A 22,970-nucleotide genomic window follows, 5' to 3' on the forward strand; every position below is an offset into this window, starting at 1 on the left:
GGACGAAGTGCTTCAAAGACTGTTGATAAAGTCTTTACATTCCTCATCGACTTTGTAACGTGATCGCGACCACGTTACCCCGTGCTTAATGACTTTTGCCGGGATGCCGACCGCGAGTGTGCACGCGGGTACATCTTTCGTGACCACGGATGCCGCGCCTATTATCGCACCTTGGCAGATTCTATTGCCCGGCAGAACGATGACGCGCTTGCCAAGCCAGACGCGTGGTTCAATGATGGTCTGAGCGTCTTCAGCGTTGATCAGCTCAAGCGTGTCGATATCGACGATGCCATGGGCATCATGGCCTTGTATGACGACATCTTCACCAATCAGGCATTGCTTGCCAATACTGATACCGGTGCCATGCACAGCGATGTGCATACCCCGTGAGGTAACAGCATCGCCCACGCAAATTGTCGGCTTGAGGTTGTTAAGGCGAATGTCAAACTTTCCTTCGCATTTCGCCCCAATGAATACCTTTGCGTGGCTCTGACGGAACATCACCCGGATCTGGGCGGTGTCACTGAGGATGACGAGTGTGCAGTTGACAACTTTCTTCTTTCCCAAGAACTTGATTTCGACATTCTTCTTTCGTTGGAGAATATCGTTGTAGATCTTGGCTGTGGTGAATAGCTTGCAGCTCGGCTCGAAGAAGTCCGGCAGTATCTGCTTGGACGCCAACTCGCTCAGGGCATACTCCTTGATCGGGAGTGTGCGTGTCTCTACGTCCAGCATCGTATCGATGCTGGTTTCGGGAAACATTGATTTAAATAGCTTCTCAATCACTGGATTTTTCCTTGATCCTGGTCGTCTAGGCAAGCTTACGCACTAGGTGAGGGGCTATGACGCTCCCACGGGGCGCTTTGGAATAGACGCTGATCGAAGAAAATCTGAGTCTGATTCTTATAGGTGGTGTCTTCTGCGCTGCCATTGCCATCGTTAAAGCAAATGAGCTTGTACTTGAAGCGCTCTTTGTTGACCACTCGGGAGATATTGGTGGGGCGAATGATGATACCTGGAGCATCTGCCTTGACCGCCAAGCCCGATGCGTAGGCAAAGTGGTGATAGAGGAATGATGTTAGGTTGATATCATCCGGACTACGGCGTTTGGCCGATCGTGTCAAGGTGAAGACTTCTGGGAATAGCCCTTCGATCTTTTCTAATACCGACTTTTTCAAGCAGTAGGGTACATGCCGATGGAGGTTTTTGGCTTCGTAACTCGGGAAAACAGTCCGTAGCAACTTGCGTGAGTTGCTAGCAGCGACCAAATAGTCTGGTGTCTCTTCGTTGATTGCGTCACCGGCCATTCCGTAAGGTTCGAAGTAGGCAAGTGAGCGCCCGATCTCATCGAAGAAATCAGTCGGCAGGCACGGCTGGCCTAGGACAAAATCATCGTTTAGGTAGATGAAGTTTTCGCTAAGTCCTGGTATCCGATGCAGGCAGGCTTCGATGGCGTGCGAGTTGAAGTTCGGAAGCACATCGGTATCTGGGAAGATCTCGTTGTGATCAACCCATACTACCTTTTTGTCATCGCGCAGCCATTCTGGTTTCTGGCAGTTAGAGACAACATAGATCTTGTTCAACCAAGGTGCGTACTTATTCAGCGAGCGTAGCGAATAGCGGAGCTCGTCGTTATTGGTATAGCGGTCTGGATCGAAGCCTTCTTCCGGGAAGGACTCTGTCCATAAGGTTTGCCAGTTTTCGTCTGTGTGGTTTACCCAGGTGTAAACTGCGTCGATGGTCTGATAATCCACGCGCTTGGCTTTGGGGGCGTAGATTTCTTCAAACATATCTATTGGGAAGCGGCGCTGCCATGCCCGGCCCGAGCGCATGGTGGCTTCACCCGTAGCGGCGAGGTCGTAGAGGTAGAAGTGCAGAACATGGGTCTCGCCAAGGATATTGCACAGTTCGACGACAAAATCTGGACGTTGCGCTAGCGCTGAACAGACTGCTTTCACATCAAAGCGGTCATCTGCACGCGAGGCTAGATTGAATCCACCGCCTAGGGTGTAGATTGTTACATTGGTCGGTGTGGATTCTTTTAGTCCGGCGATGAAGCTGATCAGGCCGTTGAGATACCCGCTCCACAGTACCAAGCTGTTAGGGTTGACGCCGTCCTCGGCGCCTATTCCAGCATTGAGATACTTGCGAATGTACTCCGGCAGCCCCAGGCGATTCACCTCTAAAAGGTCGACACTGCGTGTCACCGTCTGAGGTTTTGCTTCGGTCTTGGTGATAGCTGCAGGTGGAGCATCCTTGAAGACACGTTTACGAAACATGTCATAGAAAAACATGTTTGGGTCACGAAGAAATTTCCGTATTTTTTTGTACTTCACTGGCTTTTTATTCATTTAATAAAAATCTCAAACGTCGCTTGAAAGTATCGAATCTGTCTATGTGGCCTGGTTTGTTCTCGAAGAGCGCTGAGTAGTCGTCGACGCTTCGATCAGACAGGCGACAGGCTTCGATAAATTCTTCCAATAGGCTTTTGGAAATGTCGTCGCCCCAGTTCCTGTTGTGAGTTTCCACGAATCTTGAGTAATTAGATTCCCGTCTCTCTTTGTGCGCGATTACATTAGGTCGTTCATGATAAAGATGGAAAACAAAATCTTTGTTTAATAGAGCATCAAGAGAAAGGCGGCCTAGCGCGCGCCTGAACCCCGAGGTGAACAATGGCGAGCGCGCACTCTTGTTAGACATCATTTCTCTGCAGGGCTGCAATGATCCATAATGCTGCGCCAAACGCATCATGAAGTCGAAGTCTTCGTAACCATGCCCGCTGTAGGATTCGTTGAACTGGCCGATGGCAGCGTAGTCATCACTTTTCATCAAAGTGACAGACGAGGGATTCGCCAGGTGCAGGAATTCTTTTCGAGAAAACGAGAAGTATTTTTCTTTCAGTAAAGCTGGGGTTGTTTTCCCCTTGCAAAGGTCTTTTGACCCTTTGGCCGTCAGATACATGCAGGGGAGGAAATAGAACGGGGAATGCTTGGCGGCTATAAGGTCTCTGTATTTTTCCAGGAGGGAAAAGTCGGGCCAAATGTCGACGTCCAGTAAGGCAATCAGCTCCGTGTTCACCACTTCGAATGCTCTGTTTCGGAGCAAAGATGGGTTCACTGAACCTGTATAGTGCTTTTTGGCCAGCAGCGTAGTATAGCGGTTGTTCTCTAGGCTTTTTTTGAGGCGCCGGTCATTGAGGCTGTTCTGATCGTTGAGCGAGAAAATCAGAGGTATGCGCGCGCTCTCGGCAGCGTCCGACATCCGGACTGCTTTTCGCAGAATATCCAGCGGACGTTGTGATAAGTCGAGAGGTACGATAATCGAGATGTCATTCATCGTTCAGGTTGCTGTTTACTCAGGACTGACGGTTATGCCGGTGTATTCAAGAGTCGGTGACGATGAGGTGGTCCATCTGACTCGCTGCGCGTAATCATGCCCGGCTGCCCGGGCATGTTTACGCCAGCTATCAATTCACACCAGTCGCGCGTCCCAGAACCATGGTTTGCACGATCGGGGAGATGACTTTTTGCCACTCATACACGGCTGCGTTTGTTACGTAGATCGTATCGTCTGGTTTAACCATCACCTGGCGGGCATAGAAAATGGCCGCAGGGTCTCGCATGTTCAGGCGCAGGACGACAGGTTTCGGTTTGCCAGCCTCCATGCGGAAGACGAAGACGCCTTCTGCGTTGGCGCTGCCTTCGCGCAGGCCACCTACGCTGCCCAATGCATCGAGGAGGCTAGTATTGCGGTCGGGCAAGTCTTTCAGCCCTGGCGATGTTACAGCGCCCATGGCGACGAAGCGCTGTCGTGCCCTGTCAAGCACTACTTCAGAGTTCGGGCGCAAAACCATGTTGTTGCCTGCCAAAACTTCTTCATAGTTGAACTGTTGGACTTGGCTGCCGTTGCGCACAGTCACGTTAACCAAGTGAGGCTCGAGTACCGGGCCTCCCGCCTGGTTGACAGCGTCGAGCAGGGTCAGCGGACCCTGGAGGGTGCTGAAACGTCCTGGGGTTTTAACCGCGCCAGCAACCAGTACCGAGCCCGACAGGTCACCTACCAGCTCGACGTGAGTCTGCACGTCTGTAGTAATGCCTTTCAATTGACGATGGATCATGTTTTCAACTTGATTCAATGTCATGCCGGCGACGAATTGGCGGCCCACATAAGGGAGAGATAGCTTCCCTTCAGAGTCAATACGAGACTTGAGCTGTGTGCCACCCGTAGCCAGCGGGGCGAACAGAGACGAGCCTTCCGGTGCGGTGTCAGCGATCAATACATTGAGTGTGTCACCTGCCATTAGCCGTACTTCCGGCGGCACGGGCTTGGTGACCGTTGCCAGCACCGGTGGAACAGCACCTCGCATGTAGGGCGCGATGGTCTTCGCGTCAATGTCGACGAGGGTGTAGGCCTCGGTTTTACTTTCGATCGCGCCTTTGTAAGGGCCTGCGCCGGAAATCGTACCGCCGCAACCGGCCAGGCTCAGGCTTGCCAGGGCCAGTGCTGCCAGCTTCAGGTTGAAGGTGCGAGAGACAGCCAGGGATTTAATCACGATGATCCTCGATCGAAGCCAGAATGAAGCGGGTGATGCCGTAGAGCATCAACAGGCCAAGCAAAATGGTCGCCAGGTTGTACCAACGTTCTGGGTACAGGGCGAGTTGTGGGGTATTTGGGCTAACAACTGTTACTAGCGTCCGAATTTTCTTACTAGCTTCGATGCGGGCGTTGTCAACAGCGGCAACAGCAGTCTTGTAGCTTTCTTCAGCGATCCCGGCATCCAGCGTCAGTTGTTGGAAGCGCGAGGCCACTACGTTCAACTGTGTACCTTGTGGGGAGGAGACCAAAAGGCGTTTTTCTTTACTCAGCTGTTGAGTAATCGATTCAACCTTCTGACGCTGCTGCCTGACCTGAGGGGCATCATTGCGCAGTTTGAAGGTCATCTCGGTAAGGAGGGCCTGCTCCTTCGTGTATTGGCTCTCGAGGTCGGCAATGATAGTTGCCCGACTTTGGGCTGTGGTGCCGCCGTCAAGAACCTTGTTCTCGTTCTGGAACGTCAGCAGTTGAGTTTTGCGTTTGGCGTAGTTCAGCCGTGCGGTTTCCAGTTCGCCTTGGGCGAACTTCATTTGTTCGCGTGCAATCTTATGGCTGACTTCGTTGACGAAGTGTTCGCTGGCTTGCAGGATGGTGCGAAGCATCTTCTCGGAAAGCTCAGGCGTGAAGGCCTGGACTTCTACGCGCAGCAGGCCAGTCGTTTCGTCGTAGTGGGCTGAAACCATGCGCTGGTAGTACTTGAGCAGGTCTTCACGTTCGGCATTCTCATCCAGCCAGAAGAAAATGTCGCTGCGCTGGGCGGCATACTGCTCAATCCAGTGCACGCGCTCTTCCAGTAGCAACATCATGTCTGTCGACGTTATGTACTCACGAAGGTAAAGCGTTTCCTCTCGCGACGCCGGGTTGGTCCCGGTCAAAAGAGTCGCGAGACCTGGGACCTGCGCTGCCTGGTTATTGCCGTCTTGACGCACCACCACTTGGGAAGAGCTGACAAAGCGGTCAACGGCGAACGCACCGTAGTAGACGACCGCCAGGACCATTGGTAGGGCGACCATTGCGATTGCTAGGCCCCAGCCCTTGAATTTACCCGTGCTGCTCATAATGTGATGCATCCTTGAATGGAACAGTCTTGCAAAAAAATATTATTAGGCGCTATAAGCTTTGATGCCTTCGATCACGTCTTCGTAAATCTCTATTTCGCCATCTTTCACGAGCAAAACGATATCGCAGAGTTTGCTGATTTCTGACATCGAGTGTGACACGAGTACAACATTGGAGGTCTTTAGCTTCTCGCGAAAAATCTTCCTGCACTTACGTTTGAACTGAGCGTCACCCACCGACATCACTTCGTCGATTAAGTAGTAATCGAAGTCAAACGCCATGCTTAGACCAAAGGCAACGCGAGAGCGCATACCGGACGAGTATGTTTTAATCGGTTCGTCTATCCAGGTGCCAATTTCGGCGAACTCTTGGACAAAGCGAATCTTCTCGCGCATTGCTTCGCCTTCTGCGCCATAGACTCGGCAGACGAATTTGATGTTGTCCCTACCGGACATACTGCCTTGGAACCCACCCGTCAAACCAACCGGCCAGGAGATACTTCTGTCGGTGACAATCGTGCCCGAGTCAGGCACGTCGGCCCCACCCAGGAGCCGCATGAGTGTTGACTTGCCAGCGCCGTTACGGCCGATAAGGCCGATGTTCTTCCCAGGTGGAATAGCTAGCGACAGATTCCGAAAGACATATCGGCGCCCCTTGGGCGTCAGATATGACTTGGTGACGTTTCTCAATTCGAACACGGTAGCCGGGCCTTATCCATTCTTGGTGGAAATCAAATGCAGCCTGCGTGCCCTGTAGCTGCCCAGCGAAATGAACAACAGCACCAGGGTGAAGCCAGTCACGTAACCGATTGAGATGCCGTCGACCATTGCGTAATGCGGCAGTACCTCGCCGCGAATCAGTTCGGTCAAGTGAAGAAACGGGTTGAGCAGCAGGATCGGCATCAATGCGTGTGGCAGGTACGCCGCAGGGATGAGTACCCCTGATATGAAATAGAGGGGGAAGAAAACCATGCGTATGACCAGCTTCAGGCTAGGTAAGGCATGCGTGATCAGCGCCAATACCATGCCGAGACTGAACGCAAAAAGCAGGCCAAGCGTCAGTGTCATGAACCACATCAGTGGGTTGTTGATGGACATATCGAACCCCCACCAGGCAAAGCCGAACACGATAAGGGCGTAGACAAGCCCGCTGATGCAGGCTTCGACGATTACGCGTGCTATGTAGGTGTCGAGGGGTTTGATCTGTTTGTAGCCGAACAGGGATCGGTTCTCCCGTAGGCTGTCCATCAACCTGAGTGCCGTGTTGCGGTAGAGCAAAAACGGAGCCATGCCCACCAGCACGAAAACGGGATACTCGACCCCGGAGATCGTCCGGCCACGAATCATGGTGTACAGCAGTGAGAATATCAGTAGATGGCAAATTGGCTCGATCAGGATCCAGACCGCGCCCATGCGTCGATCCCCAATGCGGGCTCGTGCCTCGCGCAGGACTAGGGCAAAGATGACTGATTTCTGAATCTGCAGCGACGAACGAGGCTTCAAGATGGTTACCGCAAAGCAAAGCAGCGCGCCTAAGCACGCCGGAATTCATCTTCACGAAAGGCCCGATTCCCTTGGCGGGTAGGCTGGGGATTTCCCGGATACTTCCATGTTCTAAGGTGCGCGAGGGTAATTCGATGAGACGCAAGCGTCAAGAAAATTGAGCGAATTTGCAATCTTAAGCCTGCTCGATTCACTCGATCTGTGGTGATAGCGACACAGTCACCTCTCTGCACATCTCAATAGTTGGCTGCAAGATCCGTATGTCGGCAGGGGCTAGATGGTTAGGAGCTGTAGCCCAAGAGCTGCATAGTTATGAGTGATGTCAAAAAGATGTCACCTCGGGAGGTGCCAGCTTAAACGGTGGGTCCGTCTTGGCCCTTATAACGTCGATATCCACCGATTGCGCTGCCAATGCGATCTGCTCAATCGACTGTTATCTCAGCACAATTGCTACAAAATAGGACTCAATGCTGGCTAAAATTTATCCATTATGGCTATAGAATTCAGATGCTTACGGGCTCAGACCGTTCTTTGAGGCCTGTATGATTGGTTCGAAAGGCATCAATTGCGTCAGGTTTGAATAGGGCACGCGATGTCCCAGCTGTCTCTCCGCAGGCAGATCGGCATTTTTTGGGGGCGATTGAGTTCTGGAGGGGGGCTGACTAATAGAGTCAATGTCACGATGGTGGCCAAGCTTACAATTTATTCCGCCAGCCATTCCCCTAGCGAGCACAGTGCCTATAATGCCCGCCGAAATTGGCAGCAGCTGGCTGTTGTTCATGGACAGATTATGCATCAAGGAAATCATTCGCAATGCCGTACTACCGTAACCCCCGTGATGTGACGGCCCTCCCTGCCTGGCAGGCGCTTCAGCACCACCGTGAGGCCATGCAGAACTTCAGCATGCGCGAAGCCTTTGCCGCTGATGCCAAGCGCTTTGATCAATTCTCCCTGAGCAGCTGCGGCCTGTTCCTCGACTACTCGAAAAACCTGATCACCGAGCAAAGCCGCGACTTGCTGGTGAACCTGGCCAACGAAGTCGGCCTGCAGGATGCGATCAAGTCGATGTTCAGCGGCGAGATCATCAACGCCTCCGAAGGCCGTCCGGTGCTGCACACCGCCCTGCGCCGCCCGGTGGGCGACAAGCTCAGCGTCAACGGCGTCAACGTGATGCCGGAAGTGCACAAAGTGCTTAACCAGATCACCGAACTGGTCGGACGCATTCATAACGGTCTGTGGCGCGGTTACAGCGAAAAGCCGATCACCGACGTGGTCAACATCGGTATCGGCGGTTCGTTCCTCGGCCCTGAACTGGTCTCCGAAGCGCTGCTGCCCTACGCACAACGCGGCGTACGCTGCCATTACTTGGCTAACATCGACGGCAGTGAGTTCCACGAACTGTCGGCCAACCTGCGCGCCGAAACCACCCTGTTCATTGTCTCGTCGAAGTCGTTCAACACGTTAGAGACGTTGAAGAACGCCATGGCTGCGCGCACCTGGTACTTGGCCCATGGCGGGGCGGAATCCGAGTTGTACCGGCACTTCATTGCCGTCTCCAGCAACAAGGCTGCCGCCGTCGCCTTCGGTATCCGTGAAGAGAACATCTTCCCGATGTGGGACTGGGTCGGTGGGCGCTATTCGCTGTGGTCGGCCATCGGCCTGCCGATCGCCTTGGCCATCGGTACCGCCAACTTCAAGGAGCTGTTGTCTGGTGCCTACACCATGGACCAGCACTTCCAGACCGCGCCGTTCGATCAGAACATGCCGGTGCTGCTGGCCCTGCTGGGCGTGTGGTATGGCAACTTCTGGGGCGCACGCAGCCATGCGATCCTGCCGTATGACCACTACCTGCGAAACATCACCAAGCATTTGCAACAGCTGGACATGGAGTCCAATGGCAAGAGCGTCCTGCAGGATGGAACGCCGGTGAAGACCGAAACCGGCCCGGTGATCTGGGGCGGCGTTGGCTGCAACGGGCAACATGCTTATCACCAGCTCTTGCACCAGGGCACCCACCTTATCCCTGCTGACTTCATCGTACCGGTAGTGAGTTTCAACCCAGTGGTTGACCATCATCAATGGCTGTACGCCAACTGCCTTTCGCAGAGTCAGGCGTTGATGCTGGGCAAGACCCGCGATGAGGCAGAAAGCGAGCTGCGGGAAAAAGGCCTGAATGAAGCAGATATCGAGAAGCTGGCCCCGCATAAAGTGATTCCGGGTAACCGCCCAAGTAACACCTTGGTTGTCGAACGCATTAACCCGCGCCGTCTTGGTGCACTGGTTGCAATGTACGAGCATAAAGTCTTCGTGCAGAGCGTGATCTGGGGTGTGAATGCCTTCGATCAGTGGGGGGTCGAGCTGGGTAAGGAGCTGGGCAACGGCGTATACGGGCGTTTAGTCGGGAGTAACGATGAGGCTGCTGAAGATGGCTCAACGCAAGGTCTGATCAATTACTTCCGTGGTCGCCACCGCGGCTGATTGTTTTTGCCGAGAAGTCATAAGCGAATCGCTCGTGCCCATTGCTGAGAAGCAATGGGCACGAGCGATTTACGAATGCGGCCCCGCAAGTGCGCGCCCTATATCTACCCTAGTTAGGTGTCGAGTCTCGCTTTAAGGGGCGAACTACTTTGCTTGCGTTTTTGTAGGAATGTTCACAGTCAGAAGTCCGAATGTAAGTATTACCTTAAGGTAATTTTCGTGCAGGTTATAAAATATTTGGATTAAGGCTAGTCATCATGTGAAGTGTGGGGCCATGGCGCTTTATATGGGTATACGAAGCTCCGCTATTTGCTGTCCCATTTAGTAACGATTCATCGAGCCGCCTGTCTAGTTAGAACAATGGAATACCGCTAGGGTTGATTGCGCAGCCAAAGGAAAGCTGCTGCTAGATAAGACCAACCCAAGGAGTGATCCCTAATGCGCAATACCGTTCTGTCCTACCTGCTTCTGCCCCTGTTCGCCAGCCTGTCCTTCTCGGTCAGCGCCGCCCCCGCCAGCACTACCGCCGTGCAGGAACCAGTGCCAATCGTCACCCACATGGAAGCTCAGACCACCCGCCTAGACCTGAACAAGGCCGATGCCCCAACCCTGCAAAAAGAACTGAACGGCATCGGCAAGGCCAAGGCTGAAGCGATCGTCGCCTACCGGGAAGCCAACGGCCCATTCGCGTCGGTGGATGAGCTGCTGGAGATCAAGGGAATCGGCAATGCGTTGCTGGAGCGTAATCGGGACAAGGTAATGGTGGAGTAATCAGCAGTCGGGCTGGGCAGGCGATGCTTGGCTCAGCCCATTTATGGACGTATGCATCACTTGACCATGGAGAGGTATAGGTAAAGCCAGCTGGAACTCGAGCGGAGAGGGTGTTGGATTCTTCGCGGGCAAGCCCGCTCCCACAAGTCCAGCTGCCACAGGTTGAGAGGGGGCGGACTAAGGCCTTTGCAGTTGGCATGACAGCGACGTCGAATGGACGTTGCTGTCTTCTACAGGGAATGGGGCAGGGGGTTTAACGGTCCTGTGCGTCCTTCGCATCAGCCTCAGCATTGCGCTCATGCACCTTGCGCAGTTGCTCATCCGTCAACGGCAGTTTCTTCGCCGTATCTCGCAGCATCATCAAGCCGCCGACAATCGAGCCGAGGGCTATGATGAGTATCAGCCAGGCATACCAGGGCATTGTCGTTCTCCTTTGATCATCATGGGGCGGCGCTTGTATGAAATTTGAGCAATTGCCGGTTCCTTTGGTTCAATTATAGAAGTCAGGCATTGCAGGGCCAATTCCATGACCCGCGGCCCCCAAAGCCTGCGCCACTTCGTTTACAATGCGCGCCGTTTTCGACTTGCCAAGAGACCCTGACCATGTCCGCCTGCCAGACGCCCCTGATCGTCGCCCTCGACTTCCCTACCCGTGAGGCCGCTCTGAAGCTGGCTGACCAGCTTGACCCTGCGCTGTGCCGGGTAAAGGTTGGCAAGGAGCTGTTCACCAGCAGTGCCTCGGGCATCGTCGAAACCTTGTGTGCCAAGGGCTTCGAAGTATTCCTCGACCTCAAGTTCCACGATATCCCCAACACCACGGCCATGGCCGTCAAGGCTGCCGCCGAGATGGGCGTGTGGATGGTCAATGTGCATTGCTCCGGTGGCCTGCGCATGATGTCGGCCTGCCGTGAAGTGCTGGCCAAGCGCAGCGGCCCGCAGCCGTTGCTGATTGGCGTGACCGTGCTGACCAGCATGGAACGTGAAGACTTGGCGGGTATCGGCCTGGATGTTGACCCGCAAGAACAAGTGCTGCGCCTGGCTGCCTTGGCCGAGAAGGCGGGCATGGATGGGCTGGTGTGCTCGGCGCTGGAGGCAACGGCACTGAAGGCTGCGCACCCTTCGCTGCAACTGGTGACCCCGGGTATTCGCCCGGCAGGTAGCGCTCAGGATGACCAACGCCGCATTTTGACCCCGCGTCAGGCACTGGATGCTGGCTCGGATTACTTGGTGATCGGGCGGCCGATCAGCCAGGCGGCGGACCCGGCACAGGCTTTGGCTGCGGTTGTAGCTGAAATTCGCGGGTAAGGGGTAAGGGGCAGGGTTGCGTTTGCGTTTGCGTCGGTAGGGGTTCGCCACAGCAGTTTTGGTGCCTGTGAGATCGAGCGCCGCCCGCGCGGCGCATCGCGAGCAACGCTCGCTCCTACGTTTGTTTCGGGCCAGTTATTCCTGGGGCAAACGCGCGCGAACGCCTTGTTTATTCGACGCGATATCGCGCCATGCGCCAAGGCGGTCGCGCGCGCCTGCTACAGGCGTTATTCGCCAAAAACAAACGTAGCGATGCGCCGCGCGGGCGGCGCTCGATTTACGCCCCGATACAACAATCGAGACAGGCACTGAAATCCAGGGCCTACGCTGTCAGACCTTCAACACCAACTTGCCAAAATTCTCGCCGCTGAACAGCTTGAGCAGCGTCTCTGGGAAGGTCTCCAACCCTTCCACCACATCTTCCTTGCTCTTCACTTTGCCAGCGGCCAGCCAGCCGGCGATTTCCTGCGCGGCTTTGCCGTAATCCTTGGCATGGTCAAACACCACAAAGCCTTCCATGCGAGCGCGGTTCACCAGCAGCGACAGGTAGTTGGCCGGGCCTTTGACGGCTTCTTTGTTGTTGTACTGGCTGATGGCGCCGCAGATGACGATGCGGGCCTTGAGGTTGATGCGGGTGAGCACGGCATCGAGGATCTCGCCGCCAACGTTGTCAAAGTACACGTCTACCCCTTTCGGGCATTCGCGCTTGAGGCCGGCCAGTACGTCTTCGGCCTTGTAGTCGATGACGCCGTCGAAGCCGAGTTCGTCCTTGAGGTATTGGCATTTTTCGGCGCCGCCGGCGATGCCGACCACATGGCAGCCTTTGAGCTTGGCGATCTGCCCGACGATGCTGCCGACTGCGCCGGCGGCGCCGGAGATGACCACGGTGTCACCGGCTTTGGGTTGGCCGACTTCGAGCAGGGCGAAGTAGGCGGTCATGCCGGTCATGCCCAGGGCCGAGAGGTAGCGGGGCAGGGGGGCGAGGCTGGGGTCGATCTTGTGCAGGCCTTGGGGCTCGCCGGTGAAGTAGTCCTGCACGCCGAGCGGGCCGCTGACGTGGTCGCCGGGTTTGTAGTCGGGGTGGTTGGAGGCCACCACTTCGCCGACGCCGAGGGCGCGCATCACTTGGCCGAGGGCCACTGGGGGGATATAGGACTTGCCTTCGTTCATCCAGCCGCGCATGGCGGGGTCGAGGGACAGGTACAGGTTGCGCACCAGAATCTGGCCTTCGCCGGGCTGTTCGGCGGGTACTGCCTCGAAGCTGAAGTCTTCACGGCGCACGGCGCCGACCGGGCGTTTGGCGAGCAGGAAGCGGCGGTTGGTCTGGGTCATGGCGGGTCCTTGTGGGCAGTTGATCGGTGTAAGGGCAATTTACCTTGCTGATGCAGGTTGTAGCGCAAAATCACTGGTAGGCATGGTAGCTCAACCGTGGGTGTGATGATGCTGCACGGGGGGGAAGGGGGTGACTATGCTCTGGGGCAGCGGGTGGGTGATGGTTGGTGGGTGTTTGGCGCGGCATTGGGTAATGGCCGGCAGGTGTTCGGCGGAAGATGTTTGGTGGCCGGGAGATCGAGCGCCGCCCCCCTCCAGCCCCGCACCTAGCGGCCCTGATGCAATCCCCCAAAAAACAACCAGGAGCAAACGATGAGCATGACCTTTTCCGGCCAGGTAGCCCTGGTCACCGGTGGCGCCGCAGGTATCGGCCGGGCAACGGCGCTGGCCTTCGCCCGTGAAGGCTTGAAGGTGGTGGTGGCCGACCTCGACCCAGTCGGCGGTGAGGCCACGGTGGCGTTGATTCACGAGGCGGGCGGTGATGCGATGTTCATCGCCTGCGATGTCACCCGGGAAGCGGATGTGCGCCAGCTGCATGAGCAGCTCATCGCCGCCTATGGCCGCTTGGACTATGCCTACAACAATGCCGGTATCGAGATCGAGCAGGGCCGTTTGGCCGAGGGCAGCGAGGCGCAGTTCGACGCCATCATGGGCGTCAACGTCAAAGGGGTGTGGCTGTGCATGAAGTATCAGTTGCCATTGCTGCTGGCCCAGGGCGGTGGGGCGATCGTCAATACTGCGTCGGTGGCGGGGCTGGGGGCGGCGCCGAAAATGAGCATTTACAGTGCCTCCAAGCACGCGGTCATCGGCCTGACCAAGTCGGCGGCCATCGAGTATGCGAAGAAGGGCATCCGGGTTAACGCGGTGTGCCCGGCGGTGATCGATACCGACATGTTCCGCCGTGCCTATGAAGCGGACCCGCGCAAGGCGGAATTCGCGGCGGCGATGCACCCGGTGGGGCGCATCGGCAAGGTGGAGGAGATTGCCAGCGCGGTGCTGTACCTGTGCAGCGATGGGGCAGCCTTCACCACGGGGCACAGCCTGACAGTGGATGGCGGGGCTACGGCGATCTGACAAGTCCGGGGCATGTGACCTTTTTTGTAGGAGCGGCCTTGCGTCGCGAAAGGGCCGCAAGGCCGCTCCTACAAGGGTCAGTTGCGTACTTGTAGCTGCGGGCTTTGCGCTGCAGCAGTCCGCGCAGACAAGCACAACGCCAACCCAACCAGCACGCACCCCAGCAGCACCCCACCAAACACCAGCAAGGCCATCCGTGACCCCAAGCGGTCGCTCAGCAACCCGGTAAAGATCACCGGCAAGCTGAAGCCCAGGTACGCCAGTAGGAAGAACCCGGCACTGGCCCGGGTTTTTTCTGTGCCGGCCAGTTGGTTCACCGCCGCCAACCCGCCCAGGTATATAAACCCGTAACACGCACTGCTGGCCGCCACCGCGCCCAGCAACACGGCCCCCAGTCGCCCAGCATCGGCCCCCCAAGCCAGCACCGCGTAACTGCACGGCAGAATCAGCAGCCCCAGCAGCGTGGCTTTGAGGCTCGACAGGCGACGTGCCATCGGCTGAAACAACAAGCCGCAGCTGATCACGCAGAAGGTCGAAAACCCCGACCAGGCACTCAAGCCATGCTGGCGCAAAATCCCCGGCAGCAGGGCGATGACCAAGCCAACGCAGGCCCAGGCCAGCAAGATGGCCAGGCCATAGGCAACGCTGCCGCGGGGGTAGCACGGCAGCCGCAGCATGGCGCTGCGCTGTGTCGGGCGCGGGTCGGGCAGGCGCCAGACCAGCACCAGGGCAACGGCGGCGAGGAGCAGCTGCAGGTGGAAGCTGCCTGGGGTCAGGCTCGGGCCGCGCAGCAAGAACAGGCTGGTAAGCGCGGCGCCCAGGCCAAAGCCCAGCGAGGTGCTGGCGGTGACCCAGTTGGCGGCACGGGGGCTGCCGTCACTGCCCATCAGCTCGCCCATGTAGGCGGTTGCCGTGGCCGAGGCAAGGCCGGTGCCCAGGCCCAGGAACAGCCGCGCCAGGCCAAGGGTTTGCAGGCTGGGGGCGAGTAGCATGAGCACGGTGGCGATCATCGACAGGATCAGCGCGGCGATGATCATAGGGCGGCGGCCAACCCGGTCGGCCAGCCCGCCGAGGGCCAGTAGTACCGGGAGTACGCCCAGCACGTAGCCGGAGAAGGCCACGGCGGTGGCGGCGGCCCCCTGGCCGGAGAGGTCGGCGTAGGTGATGTAGAGCGGGGCCTGGAGGTTGACGGCGAGGGTGATCAGGCATAGGGCGAAGGCCAGTCTGGCGGGGGCGCGGGGCATGGGTAAGATCCTGGTTTTTTTCAAAGGGCAGTGCCACAGGTACAGCGCAGTTCAATGGGCTGTGAAAAATCCGGGTAGGAGCAGCCTTGTGCTGCGAAGAGGCCAGTGAAAGCAGCCAAGACTTCCGGTGTTTTCACCGGCCTCTTCGCGGGGCAAGCCCGCTCCCACAGGTACAGCGTGCTCCTACCCGAATCGCGTGCGATGTGAGGGCCGCGCCGGTGAGGCAACAATGATTCCAAGCAGCCCCCGCAACCAGACACACCGCCATCCCATTTATGCTTAACTGTTCGCTCAAAACCTGCGAACACTTGCCATGCACTTCCCTCTAGACCGCACCAGCCCCACGCCCTTGGTGCAGCAGCTCACCAACCACCTGCAAACCTGGATCGGCCACCAACGCCTGCGCCCCGGCGCCCGTCTGCCGTCGATCCGTGCGTTGGCGCGCAGCCAGGCGGTCAGCGCGTCTTGTGTGATCGAGGCCTATGATCGCCTGGTCGCCAGCGGCTGGCTGGAGGCGCGGCATGGCACCGGCTTTTTCGTCGCTGAGCGTAAACCGGTGGGCGAGGCGGACGATGGCTTGCCTTGGGGCGAGGCTGGCGATGGCCACTGGCGGCAGTTTCGCGAGGGCCATGACGAGCTGCTCAAGCTCGGCTGTGGCTGGTTGCCCAACAGCTGGCGTGCGGCCACCGAGCTGGCCCAGGCGGTGCGCAAGGTCAGCCGCGGCAACCCGCAGGACCTGTTCGACTACTGCCCACCGCTGGGCCTGGCCAGCCTGCGTCAGCAACTGCACAAGCGCCTGGCGCGCCAGGGCATCGCCGCCGGCCCCGAACGCATCCTCACCACCCAAGGCGCCAGCCATGGCCTCGACCTGCTGGTGCGCACCTTGCTGCACCCTGGCGATACGGTGCTGGTGGAAAACCCCGGTTACTACAACCTCTACAACCTGCTGCGCCAACACCAGGTGCGCATGTTGCCCGTGCCCCGCCTGGCCGAAGGCCCAGACCTGGCGGCGCTGGAGCGCTTGCTGGCCGAACACCGCCCGCGTTGCCTGTTCATCAACAGCCTGTACCACAACCCGACCGGCACCAGCCTGACCCCCAAGGTTGCCTACCGCCTGCTGGAGCTGGCCCGCGAGCACGACCTGCGCATCATCGAAGACGATATCTACGCCGACTTCCAGGAAGGCCCGGCCACGCGCCTGGCCACGCTGGACAGCGAACAGCGGGTCATCTACATGGCCAGCTTCTCCAAAACCCTCAGCAGCTCGCTGCGGGTCGGCTACCTGGTCGCCGACCCGGCCCTGCTGGCGCGGCTGGCCGAGCTGAAGATGGTCAGTGGCATCGGCACGTCGCGCTTCGCCGAGCAGGTGGTGGGGCAGATGCTTGCCAACGGCAGCTACCGCAAAAGCGTGCAACGCCTGCGGGTGCGCCTGGGCCAGCACATGGCCAAGTTGCTCGGGCAGCTGGAGCAGGCGGGGTGGGAGGTGTTCTGTGAGCCTTACGGCGGTATGTTCGTGTGGGCGCGGGTACCCGGGCGTGACGTTGCCAGCCTGGAGCGGCTGGCCCTGGAGCATGCGGTGCTGCTCACCCCTGGCAGCGCCTTCGATTACCAGGGTGCGAGCAGCGATTGGCTGCGCATCAATGTCGCTTACGGGCAGGATTCCCGCGCCCAGGCCTTCTTCAAACACGCAGGGCGACCTCCAGCACCCTGAAAGCGACACGCTCATAGCTATTTGACACTATTCTGGCGTCAGGCCCTTGTGAGTGCACGGGTATCGTTGCCACGCTTGGCCTTCGGCAAAACCTGACAAGGTGAAGGGGAATCGGCGATGGGCGCGACCAAGCACGGTGTTCTGGCCAACCTGGGCATGGCCCGCAAGCTCGGCCTGGGCTTTACCCTGGTGCTGTTGTTGACGCTGGCGGTGGCGGCCATCGGCATCGCCGCGTTGCACAGCGTGGGCCAACGCTTCGACGGCTTGCGCCAGCTGGCCCAGGTCAATACCGACCTGCTCAGGTTGCGCCAGCACGAACAAACCTTTGCCATGAGTTCTGACATCAAGCAGGCCGAGGCCTTGCGCACGGGCCTGCAGGGCATGGCCGAACGTGCCCGTGGCTTGCCGGCGCTGGCGGCGGCCGAGGCTGAGCTAAGCGCCTATGGCCAGGCGTTCGAGGCCTTTGTCGAAGCGGTGCAGGCCAAGGAACTGGCGCTGGACATGGCCAGTTGGTCGGTGTCCAGCGTGGCCAACAACCTGGATGTGCTGCAGGCCGGGCTGGCCGACGACGGCACCTACACCCTCAAACAATCCCAGGGCCAGCAGGGCGGCGAGTTTCTGGAGCAGGCCGCGCAGGTGGCGCAGGTGTCGCGGCTGATGCTGCAAGCAATGGACGAAGCCCGCGTGCGCCTGGACAAGAGCCGCAAGGGTGAAGAAGGCACGGGCCAGACGCGCATCGCCCAGACCCTCGAAGCCGCAAGCCTGGTCGAACAGCTCAAGGCCGCCGTCAGTGATGCCGGGTACCAGAGTGTGCTGGGCGAAGTGGCTGGGCACATCGGCAGTTTCTCCGACAAACTCAACGAATACACCGACCTGCTGGCCAAGGAGCAGGGCCTGAAGGCGCAGCTGCAGGCGCGGGCCGAGCAGGTCACCGGCCGGGTCGACCAGGCCTACCTGGCGCAGGAGCAGGCCCTGCAAGGTGAGTTGTCGCGCAATGCCCTGGCCATTGCCCTGGCCACGGGGCTGGCGCTGTTGGTAGGTGTGCTGGCGGCCTGGCTGATCACCCGTGCGGTGGTCGGCCCGCTCAAGCGCGTCATCGCCCGTGCCCAGCGCATTGCCGCGGGCGAGTTGAGCCTGGAAGCAGAAGCGCCGCGCCGCGACGAGGTGGGGCAGTTGATGCAGGCCATGCAGCAGATGGCGGCCGGGCTGTCGGGCATTGTCAGCGGGCTGCAGCAGGGTATCGAGCAACTGGCCGGCAGTGCGCAGGCGCTGTCGGCGGTGACCGAGCAGACCAACCGCGAGGTGGGCAGCCAGAAGGAGGAGACCGAACAGGTGGCCACCGCCATGCAGCAGATGACGGCCACCGTGCACGATGTGGCGCGCAATGCCGAGGAAGCGGCGCAGGCGGCCCAGTCTGCCGATGACAAGGTCGAGTCTGGGCAAGTGGTGGTGCGTCAGAGCATGCAGCGTATCGAGCAGTTGGCGTCGGCTGCCGAGACGGCCAGTGCCAGCATCGACAGCCTCAGTGCCGAGATCCACACCATCGGCGATGTACTGGAAGTGATCAAGAGCGTCGCCGAGCAGACCAACCTGCTGGCGCTCAATGCCGCGATCGAAGCGGCGCGTGCGGGCGAGCAGGGGCGTGGTTTTGCGGTGGTGGCCGATGAGGTGCGGGCCTTGGCTCGGCGTACCCGGCAATCGACCGAGCAGATCGAGACCCTGGTGGGGAGCTTGCGCGGCAACGCCCAGCAGTCGGTGGCGCAGATCCGCGGCAGTACCGAGCTGGTGCGTTTGGCGGTGGCGGATGTGTTGCAGACTGAAAGTGCGCTGGGCAGCATTGCCTCGGCGGTTTCAATGATCCAGCAGATGAACCAGCAGATTGCCGCCGCGGCCGAGCAGCAGAGCTCGGTGGCCGAAGAGATCAGCCGCAGCGTTACGCAGATCCGCGGCAGCGCCGATCAGGCGGCGTTGGCGATGCAGGACAATGCCAGGTCGAGTGTCGAGCTGGCGCAGTTGGGCACGGACTTGAAGGGGATGGTGGGGCATTTCAGGCTTTGAGCTTTGTGTAGCCTGCACCGGCCTCTTCGCGGGGCAAGCCCGCTCCCACAGGTACTCCACAGCTCTTAGGCTTGGTGATATCCCTGTGGGAGCGGGCTTGCCCCGCGAAGAGGCCGGTGCAGGCTACAACACCTTAGATCTTGCGCGGATTGAGGATCATCAGGGTCAAAACCCCCGCCACAATCCCCCAGAACGCCGACCCGATCGAGAACAGCGTCAACCCCGACGCCGTCACCATAAAGGTAATCAACGCCGCCTCACGCTCGCGCGCCTCACCCATGGCCACGGTCAGCCCGTTCATGATCGAGCCAAACAACGCCAAGGCCGCAATCGACAGCACCAGCTCTTTCGGCAACGCCGCAAACAGCGCCGCCAACGTTGCCCCGAACACCCCGGCAATGCCATAGAAAATCCCGCACCACACCGCCGCGGTGTAGCGCTTGCTCGGGTCTTCATGGGCATGTGGCCCGGTGCAGATCGCTGCGCTGATTGCCGCCAGGTTCACCCCGTGCGAGCCAAACGGTGCCAGCAGCAACGAGGCAAACCCGGTCGCCGAAATCAACGGTGAAGCCGGCACCTGGTAACCATCGGCCCGCAGTACGGCCACGCCGGGCATGTTCTGCGAGGTCATCGCCACCACGAACAGCGGAATCCCAATGCTGATGGTCGCCCCTAGCGAGAAGCTCGGCGTGGTCCACACCGGCGTGGCCACTTCCAGGCGGAAGCCGCTGAAGTCCAGCAGGCCAAGGGCGCCAGACAGCGCCGTACCGACCAGCAACGCAGCCAGCACGCAATAGCGCGGCGACAGGCGCTTGACCAGCAGGTAGCTGAAGAACATGCCCAGCACGAGCACGGTGCGGTGCTGCGCGGCGACAAAGATCTCGCTGCCGATCTTGAACAAGATACCCGCCAGCAGCGCCGAGGCCAGTGAGGCCGGAATACGTTTGACCAGGCGCTCGAAGCTGCCGGTCAGGCCGCAGATCAGTACCAGCACGGCGCAGGTGATGTACGCCCCGATGGCCTCGCCATAGCTGACGCCGCCCAGGCTGGTAATCAGCAGCGCAGCGCCTGGGGTCGACCAGGCCACGGTGATCGGCGTGCGGTAGCGCAGCGACAGGCCAATGCTGCACACCGCCATGCCGATCGACAACGCCCAGATCCAGGACGAAATCTGCGCAGTGGTCAGCCCGGCCGCCTGGCCGGCCTGAAACATCAGCACCAGTGAGCTGGTATAGCCGGTGAGCATGGCAATGAAGCCGGCGACCACCGCCGACGGGGAGCTGTCTGCCAGGGGCCGCAGGCGTGCGGAAGTGGCATCGGTCATGAACAAAATCCTTGTAAAGGTGTAAGCAGTTTTTTCAGACTAACGCGAGCAAGGTTGATCCTTGCCATACAGCGGCCATTGCTTTTAGCCGTACAGTCGCCAACTATTGGGCACGAATGCGCAACTGCATGGGAGGGGAGGGGTGATGTACAAGGTCTATGGCGATTACCAGTCGGGCAACTGTTACAAGGTCAAGCTGATGCTGAGCCTGCTGGGCCGGCCGTATGAGTGGCACCCGGTGGATATTCTAAAAGGCGAAACCGAGACGCCTGAATTTCTGGCGATGAACCCCAATGGCAAGGTGCCGGTGCTGGAGCTGGAAGACGGCACGTACCTGTGGGAATCCAATGCCATCCTCAACTTCCTCGCCGACGGCAGCGAGTTCTTGCCTACTGAGCCGCGGTTGCGCACGCAGGTCTTGCAGTGGCAGTTTTTCGAGCAGTACAGCCATGAGCCGTACATTGCCGTGGCGCGGTTCATCCAGTTTTACCTGGGGCTGCCGGATGATCGGCTGGAGGAGTACCGCAAGCTGCACAAGGGCGGGTACAAGGCGCTGAAGGTAATGGAGCGGCAGTTGCAGATGACGCCGTACCTGGTGGGGCAGCAGTATTCGATTGCCGACGTGGCGTTGTATGCCTACACCCATGTGGCGCAGCAGGGTGGGTTCGACCTGACGGATTACCCGGCGGTCAGGGCCTGGCTGGAGCGCGTGGCCAGCCATCCGCGGCATGTGCCGATGGTGGGCTGAGCCTGTACCGGCCTCTTCGCGGTCCGACTTGTCCCGCGAAGAGGCCGGTAGCCCCCACGCGTTTCTGTCAAACGGACGCGAAGCGCTTGTCCAGGTAGGCAATGATGGCCTTGGACTCATACATCCAGCTCACCTTGCCTTCTTCCTCGATGCGCAGGCACGGCACTTTCACGCGGCCACCGCCTTCCAGCAGCGCCTGGCGATGCTGCGGGTCGTTCTTGGCGTCACGCAGCGCCACTGGCACGTTCAAGCGGTGCAGGGTGCGGCGGGTCTTGACGCAGAACGGGCAGGCATGGAACTGGTACAGCGCAAGGCCACTGGCCGCTTGCTCGACACGCGCCTGGGCGGCGGCATCGCGCTTGCGCTTGGCCGGGCGGCTGATCCAGTCGCCGAACACGATGAGCTGGCCGAGGCCAACCCGCAGGGCTTTGACGATCATGGGCAACTCCTGAAAAGAAAAAGCCGACCCAGCAGGGTCGGCTCAGGGTAACCAGCCAATCACTTGATCAGGCTGAGGAACTCACTGCGGGTGGCGGCGTTGGCGCGGAATTCGCCCAGCATCACCGAGGTGATCATGCTCGAATTCTGCTTCTCGACACCGCGCATCATCATGCACATGTGCTTGGCTTCGATGACCACGGCCACGCCGGCAGCGCCCGTTACCTGCTCGACCGCTTCAGCGATCTGGCGGCTGAGGTTTTCCTGAATCTGCAGGCGGCGTGCGTACATGTCGACGATGCGTGCCACCTTCGACAGGCCCAGCACCTTGCCCTTGGGCAGGTAGGCTACGTGCGCCTTGCCGATGAAGGGCAGCATGTGGTGCTCGCACATCGAGTACAGCTCGATGTCCCGGACCAGTACCATCTCGCTGTTGTCGGAGGTGAACAGCGCGCCGTTGGTGACTTCTTCCAGCGTCTGCTCATAACCGCGGCAAAGGTACTTCATGGCCTTTGCAGCCCGCTTGGGCGTGTCGAGCAGGCCCTCACGGGAGACGTCCTCGCCGATCTGGCTGAGAATCTCGGTGTAGTTCTGTTCCAGGGACATGTATCTACCTGTGGGAAAAATCGCAAAAACGAAGGGTACGGCGGCAAGGGCGGCGCTGCAAGCGCGGCGTTACTCGTCGCGTCCTTCGAGCATGGTTCGTTTAAGCATCACATACACCGCGCCGGTGCCGCCATGGCGCGGGTTGCACGAGGCAAAACCGAGCACTTGCGGGTGCTGGCGCAGCCAGGTGTTGACGTGACTCTTGATCATCGGGCGCTTGCCGTCGAGGCGCGCCGCCTTGCCGTGGGTGACGCGGACGCAGCGTACTTCCAGCTTGGTGGCCTCGGCGATGAAGTCCCAGAGTGTTTCACGGGCTTTCTCGACGGTCATGCCGTGCAGGTCGAGGCTGCCCTCGAAGGCAATCTGGCCGAGCTTGAGTTTGCGCAGCTGGGTTTCCTGCACGCCGTCACGGCGCCACATCAGCTCGTCTTCGGCGCCAACGTCGATGACGAACTGGTCGGACATGCCGTCGATCACCAGCGCCTTGTCGCTGCGCACGGTAGCCGCCTGCCGCAGGCCGGCCAGCTGCTTGCGGTCGGCCTTGGGTTTGCCGACCTCGGCACGGTCGTGCTTGATCGGCTTGACGCCGCGCACTTCGGCATGGAACAGGGAAAAGTCGTCGTCTTGCATGATGCCTCCACGTGGGCGGCGTAGTTTACGCGACTGTGGGGCTGTGTGCAGCCTGTGCGGGACTCTTCGCGGGGCAAGCCCGCTCCCACAAGGTTCA

The 22,970-nt window shown here is 59.2% G+C and carries 21 protein-coding genes and 1 pseudogene; 8 read left to right on the forward strand and 14 right to left on the reverse strand.

Annotation, left to right across the window (positions count from 1 at the left end; genetic code table 11):
- Window positions 1–12: 12 nt before the first annotated feature.
- From HU750_RS10945 to HU750_RS10975, 7 genes are all read right to left on the reverse strand, one after another.
- Entirely contained in the window at window positions 13–786 is a 774-nt protein-coding gene (locus HU750_RS10945) for an acyltransferase (RefSeq protein ID WP_186679459.1), read from the reverse strand.
- 35 nt (window positions 787–821) lie between these two features.
- Window positions 822–2,351 carry a stealth family protein gene (locus tag HU750_RS10950; RefSeq protein ID WP_085273738.1) on the reverse strand — a complete coding sequence of 510 codons (1,530 nt, stop codon included), beginning with the start codon at window positions 2,349–2,351 and terminating at the stop codon, window positions 822–824.
- Complete coding sequence (locus HU750_RS10955) at window positions 2,344–3,336, reverse strand: capsular biosynthesis protein (RefSeq protein WP_085273737.1); 993 nt, start codon at window positions 3,334–3,336, stop codon at window positions 2,344–2,346. The genes HU750_RS10950 and HU750_RS10955 overlap by 8 nt, the downstream gene beginning before the upstream one ends.
- Window positions 3,337–3,466: 130 nt before the next feature.
- Window positions 3,467–4,552 (reverse strand): polysaccharide biosynthesis/export family protein, encoded by a 1,086-nt coding sequence (locus HU750_RS10960; RefSeq protein ID WP_085273736.1) that lies wholly within the window; start codon window positions 4,550–4,552, stop codon window positions 3,467–3,469.
- Entirely contained in the window at window positions 4,545–5,651 is a 1,107-nt protein-coding gene (locus HU750_RS10965) for a KpsE/RkpR family capsule polysaccharide export protein (protein WP_085273735.1), read from the reverse strand. The genes HU750_RS10960 and HU750_RS10965 overlap by 8 nt, the downstream gene beginning before the upstream one ends.
- Before the next feature lie 45 nt (window positions 5,652–5,696).
- A complete protein-coding gene (locus HU750_RS10970; RefSeq protein WP_085273734.1) occupies window positions 5,697–6,350 on the reverse strand; it encodes an ABC transporter ATP-binding protein in 654 nt (217 codons plus the stop codon).
- 12 nt (window positions 6,351–6,362) lie between these two features.
- Window positions 6,363–7,154 carry an ABC transporter permease gene (locus HU750_RS10975; protein WP_186679466.1) on the reverse strand — a complete coding sequence of 264 codons (792 nt, stop codon included), beginning with the start codon at window positions 7,152–7,154 and terminating at the stop codon, window positions 6,363–6,365.
- Between the two features lie 813 nt (window positions 7,155–7,967).
- On the opposite strand from HU750_RS10975, the gene pgi reads away from it, so the two are divergent.
- Window positions 7,968–9,632 carry a glucose-6-phosphate isomerase gene (gene pgi, locus HU750_RS10980; protein WP_186679468.1) on the forward strand — a complete coding sequence of 555 codons (1,665 nt, stop codon included), beginning with the start codon at window positions 7,968–7,970 and terminating at the stop codon, window positions 9,630–9,632.
- A gap of 438 nt (window positions 9,633–10,070) precedes the next feature.
- Window positions 10,071–10,403 (forward strand): ComEA family DNA-binding protein, encoded by a 333-nt coding sequence (locus HU750_RS10985; RefSeq protein WP_027595996.1) that lies wholly within the window; start codon window positions 10,071–10,073, stop codon window positions 10,401–10,403.
- Window positions 10,404–10,656: 253 nt separating this feature from the next.
- Here the strand turns inward: HU750_RS10985 and HU750_RS10990 are convergent, their stop codons facing one another.
- The gene (locus HU750_RS10990; RefSeq protein WP_016500979.1) at window positions 10,657–10,824 is read right to left on the reverse strand and encodes a DUF2897 family protein; all 168 of its coding nucleotides are present in this window, start codon (window positions 10,822–10,824) and stop codon (window positions 10,657–10,659) included.
- Between the two features lie 182 nt (window positions 10,825–11,006).
- Between HU750_RS10990 and pyrF the strand changes: the two genes are divergently transcribed.
- A complete protein-coding gene (pyrF, locus tag HU750_RS10995; RefSeq protein ID WP_027595997.1) occupies window positions 11,007–11,708 on the forward strand; it encodes an orotidine-5'-phosphate decarboxylase in 702 nt (233 codons plus the stop codon).
- 330 nt (window positions 11,709–12,038) lie between these two features.
- Here the strand turns inward: pyrF and HU750_RS11000 are convergent, their stop codons facing one another.
- On the reverse strand, window positions 12,039–13,040 hold the full coding sequence (locus tag HU750_RS11000; RefSeq protein ID WP_186679472.1) for an NADP-dependent oxidoreductase: 1,002 nt from the start codon (window positions 13,038–13,040) through the stop codon (window positions 12,039–12,041).
- A 312-nt stretch (window positions 13,041–13,352) separates the two neighbouring features.
- Between HU750_RS11000 and HU750_RS11005 the strand changes: the two genes are divergently transcribed.
- On the forward strand, window positions 13,353–14,114 hold the full coding sequence (locus tag HU750_RS11005; RefSeq protein WP_186679476.1) for an SDR family oxidoreductase: 762 nt from the start codon (window positions 13,353–13,355) through the stop codon (window positions 14,112–14,114).
- A gap of 77 nt (window positions 14,115–14,191) precedes the next feature.
- Here the strand turns inward: HU750_RS11005 and HU750_RS11010 are convergent, their stop codons facing one another.
- Window positions 14,192–15,358 carry an MFS transporter gene (locus tag HU750_RS11010; protein ID WP_186679480.1) on the reverse strand — a complete coding sequence of 389 codons (1,167 nt, stop codon included), beginning with the start codon at window positions 15,356–15,358 and terminating at the stop codon, window positions 14,192–14,194.
- A gap of 313 nt (window positions 15,359–15,671) precedes the next feature.
- On the opposite strand from HU750_RS11010, the gene HU750_RS11015 reads away from it, so the two are divergent.
- The 3 genes and pseudogenes from HU750_RS11015 (at window position 15,672) to HU750_RS27560 (ending at window position 19,127) form a co-directional block, all read left to right on the forward strand.
- The gene (locus HU750_RS11015) at window positions 15,672–17,069 is read left to right on the forward strand and encodes an aminotransferase-like domain-containing protein (protein ID WP_186679482.1); all 1,398 of its coding nucleotides are present in this window, start codon (window positions 15,672–15,674) and stop codon (window positions 17,067–17,069) included.
- Window positions 17,070–17,738: 669 nt separating this feature from the next.
- A pseudogene (locus HU750_RS27555) lies at window positions 17,739–18,266 on the forward strand (HAMP domain-containing protein); the annotation flags it as partial.
- Window positions 18,264–19,127, forward strand: a complete 864-nt coding sequence (locus HU750_RS27560; RefSeq protein WP_422631647.1) for a methyl-accepting chemotaxis protein — start codon at window positions 18,264–18,266, stop codon at window positions 19,125–19,127. The pseudogene HU750_RS27555 and the gene HU750_RS27560, both read left to right, overlap by 3 nt.
- A 133-nt stretch (window positions 19,128–19,260) precedes the next feature.
- On the opposite strand, the gene HU750_RS11025 is transcribed toward HU750_RS27560, so the two are convergent.
- Window positions 19,261–20,451, reverse strand: a complete 1,191-nt coding sequence (locus HU750_RS11025) for a benzoate/H(+) symporter BenE family transporter (RefSeq protein WP_186679486.1) — start codon at window positions 20,449–20,451, stop codon at window positions 19,261–19,263.
- A 145-nt stretch (window positions 20,452–20,596) separates the two neighbouring features.
- Here HU750_RS11025 and HU750_RS11030 point away from each other — a divergent pair, with 145 nt between their 5' ends.
- On the forward strand, window positions 20,597–21,199 hold the full coding sequence (locus HU750_RS11030) for a glutathione S-transferase family protein (protein ID WP_085273724.1): 603 nt from the start codon (window positions 20,597–20,599) through the stop codon (window positions 21,197–21,199).
- A gap of 67 nt (window positions 21,200–21,266) precedes the next feature.
- Here HU750_RS11030 and HU750_RS11035 read toward each other — a convergent pair whose 3' ends face one another.
- The 3 genes from HU750_RS11035 to HU750_RS11045 all read right to left on the reverse strand — a co-directional run bounded on the left by HU750_RS11035 (window position 21,267) and on the right by HU750_RS11045 (window position 22,873).
- The gene (locus tag HU750_RS11035; RefSeq protein ID WP_186679488.1) at window positions 21,267–21,638 is read right to left on the reverse strand and encodes a glutaredoxin family protein; all 372 of its coding nucleotides are present in this window, start codon (window positions 21,636–21,638) and stop codon (window positions 21,267–21,269) included.
- Window positions 21,639–21,697: 59 nt separating this feature from the next.
- Entirely contained in the window at window positions 21,698–22,243 is a 546-nt protein-coding gene (gene folE / locus HU750_RS11040) for a GTP cyclohydrolase I FolE (RefSeq protein ID WP_186679489.1), read from the reverse strand.
- 69 nt (window positions 22,244–22,312) lie between these two features.
- The gene (locus HU750_RS11045) at window positions 22,313–22,873 is read right to left on the reverse strand and encodes a Smr/MutS family protein (protein WP_027596007.1); all 561 of its coding nucleotides are present in this window, start codon (window positions 22,871–22,873) and stop codon (window positions 22,313–22,315) included.
- Window positions 22,874–22,970 lie beyond the last annotated feature (97 nt).

This window comes from Pseudomonas sp. SWRI50, assembly GCF_014269095.1.
Lineage (GTDB): Bacteria > Pseudomonadota > Gammaproteobacteria > Pseudomonadales > Pseudomonadaceae > Aquipseudomonas > Aquipseudomonas kermanshahensis.

Bases quoted from the DNA above. Each gene is read 5' to 3' on its own strand.
- HU750_RS10950 (WP_085273738.1), bottom strand. From the start codon at position 2,351: ATGAATAAAAAGCCAGTGAAGTACAAAAAAATACGGAAATTTCTTCGT.
- HU750_RS10955 (WP_085273737.1), bottom strand. From the start codon at position 3,336: ATGAATGACATCTCGATTATCGTACCTCTCGACTTATCACAACGTCCG.
- HU750_RS10965 (WP_085273735.1), bottom strand. From the start codon at position 5,651: ATGAGCAGCACGGGTAAATTCAAGGGCTGGGGCCTAGCAATCGCAATG.
- pgi (WP_186679468.1), top strand. From the start codon at position 7,968: ATGCCGTACTACCGTAACCCCCGTGATGTGACGGCCCTCCCTGCCTGG.
- HU750_RS10985 (WP_027595996.1), top strand. From the start codon at position 10,071: ATGCGCAATACCGTTCTGTCCTACCTGCTTCTGCCCCTGTTCGCCAGC.
- HU750_RS10990 (WP_016500979.1), bottom strand. From the start codon at position 10,824: ATGCCCTGGTATGCCTGGCTGATACTCATCATAGCCCTCGGCTCGATT.
- pyrF (WP_027595997.1), top strand. From the start codon at position 11,007: ATGTCCGCCTGCCAGACGCCCCTGATCGTCGCCCTCGACTTCCCTACC.
- HU750_RS11000 (WP_186679472.1), bottom strand. From the start codon at position 13,040: ATGACCCAGACCAACCGCCGCTTCCTGCTCGCCAAACGCCCGGTCGGC.
- HU750_RS11005 (WP_186679476.1), top strand. From the start codon at position 13,353: ATGAGCATGACCTTTTCCGGCCAGGTAGCCCTGGTCACCGGTGGCGCC.
- HU750_RS11010 (WP_186679480.1), bottom strand. From the start codon at position 15,358: ATGCCCCGCGCCCCCGCCAGACTGGCCTTCGCCCTATGCCTGATCACC.
- HU750_RS11015 (WP_186679482.1), top strand. From the start codon at position 15,672: ATGCACTTCCCTCTAGACCGCACCAGCCCCACGCCCTTGGTGCAGCAG.
- HU750_RS27560 (WP_422631647.1), top strand. From the start codon at position 18,264: ATGGCGGCCGGGCTGTCGGGCATTGTCAGCGGGCTGCAGCAGGGTATC.
- HU750_RS11025 (WP_186679486.1), bottom strand. From the start codon at position 20,451: ATGACCGATGCCACTTCCGCACGCCTGCGGCCCCTGGCAGACAGCTCC.
- HU750_RS11030 (WP_085273724.1), top strand. From the start codon at position 20,597: ATGTACAAGGTCTATGGCGATTACCAGTCGGGCAACTGTTACAAGGTC.
- HU750_RS11035 (WP_186679488.1), bottom strand. From the start codon at position 21,638: ATGATCGTCAAAGCCCTGCGGGTTGGCCTCGGCCAGCTCATCGTGTTC.
- folE (WP_186679489.1), bottom strand. From the start codon at position 22,243: ATGTCCCTGGAACAGAACTACACCGAGATTCTCAGCCAGATCGGCGAG.
- HU750_RS11045 (WP_027596007.1), bottom strand. From the start codon at position 22,873: ATGCAAGACGACGACTTTTCCCTGTTCCATGCCGAAGTGCGCGGCGTC.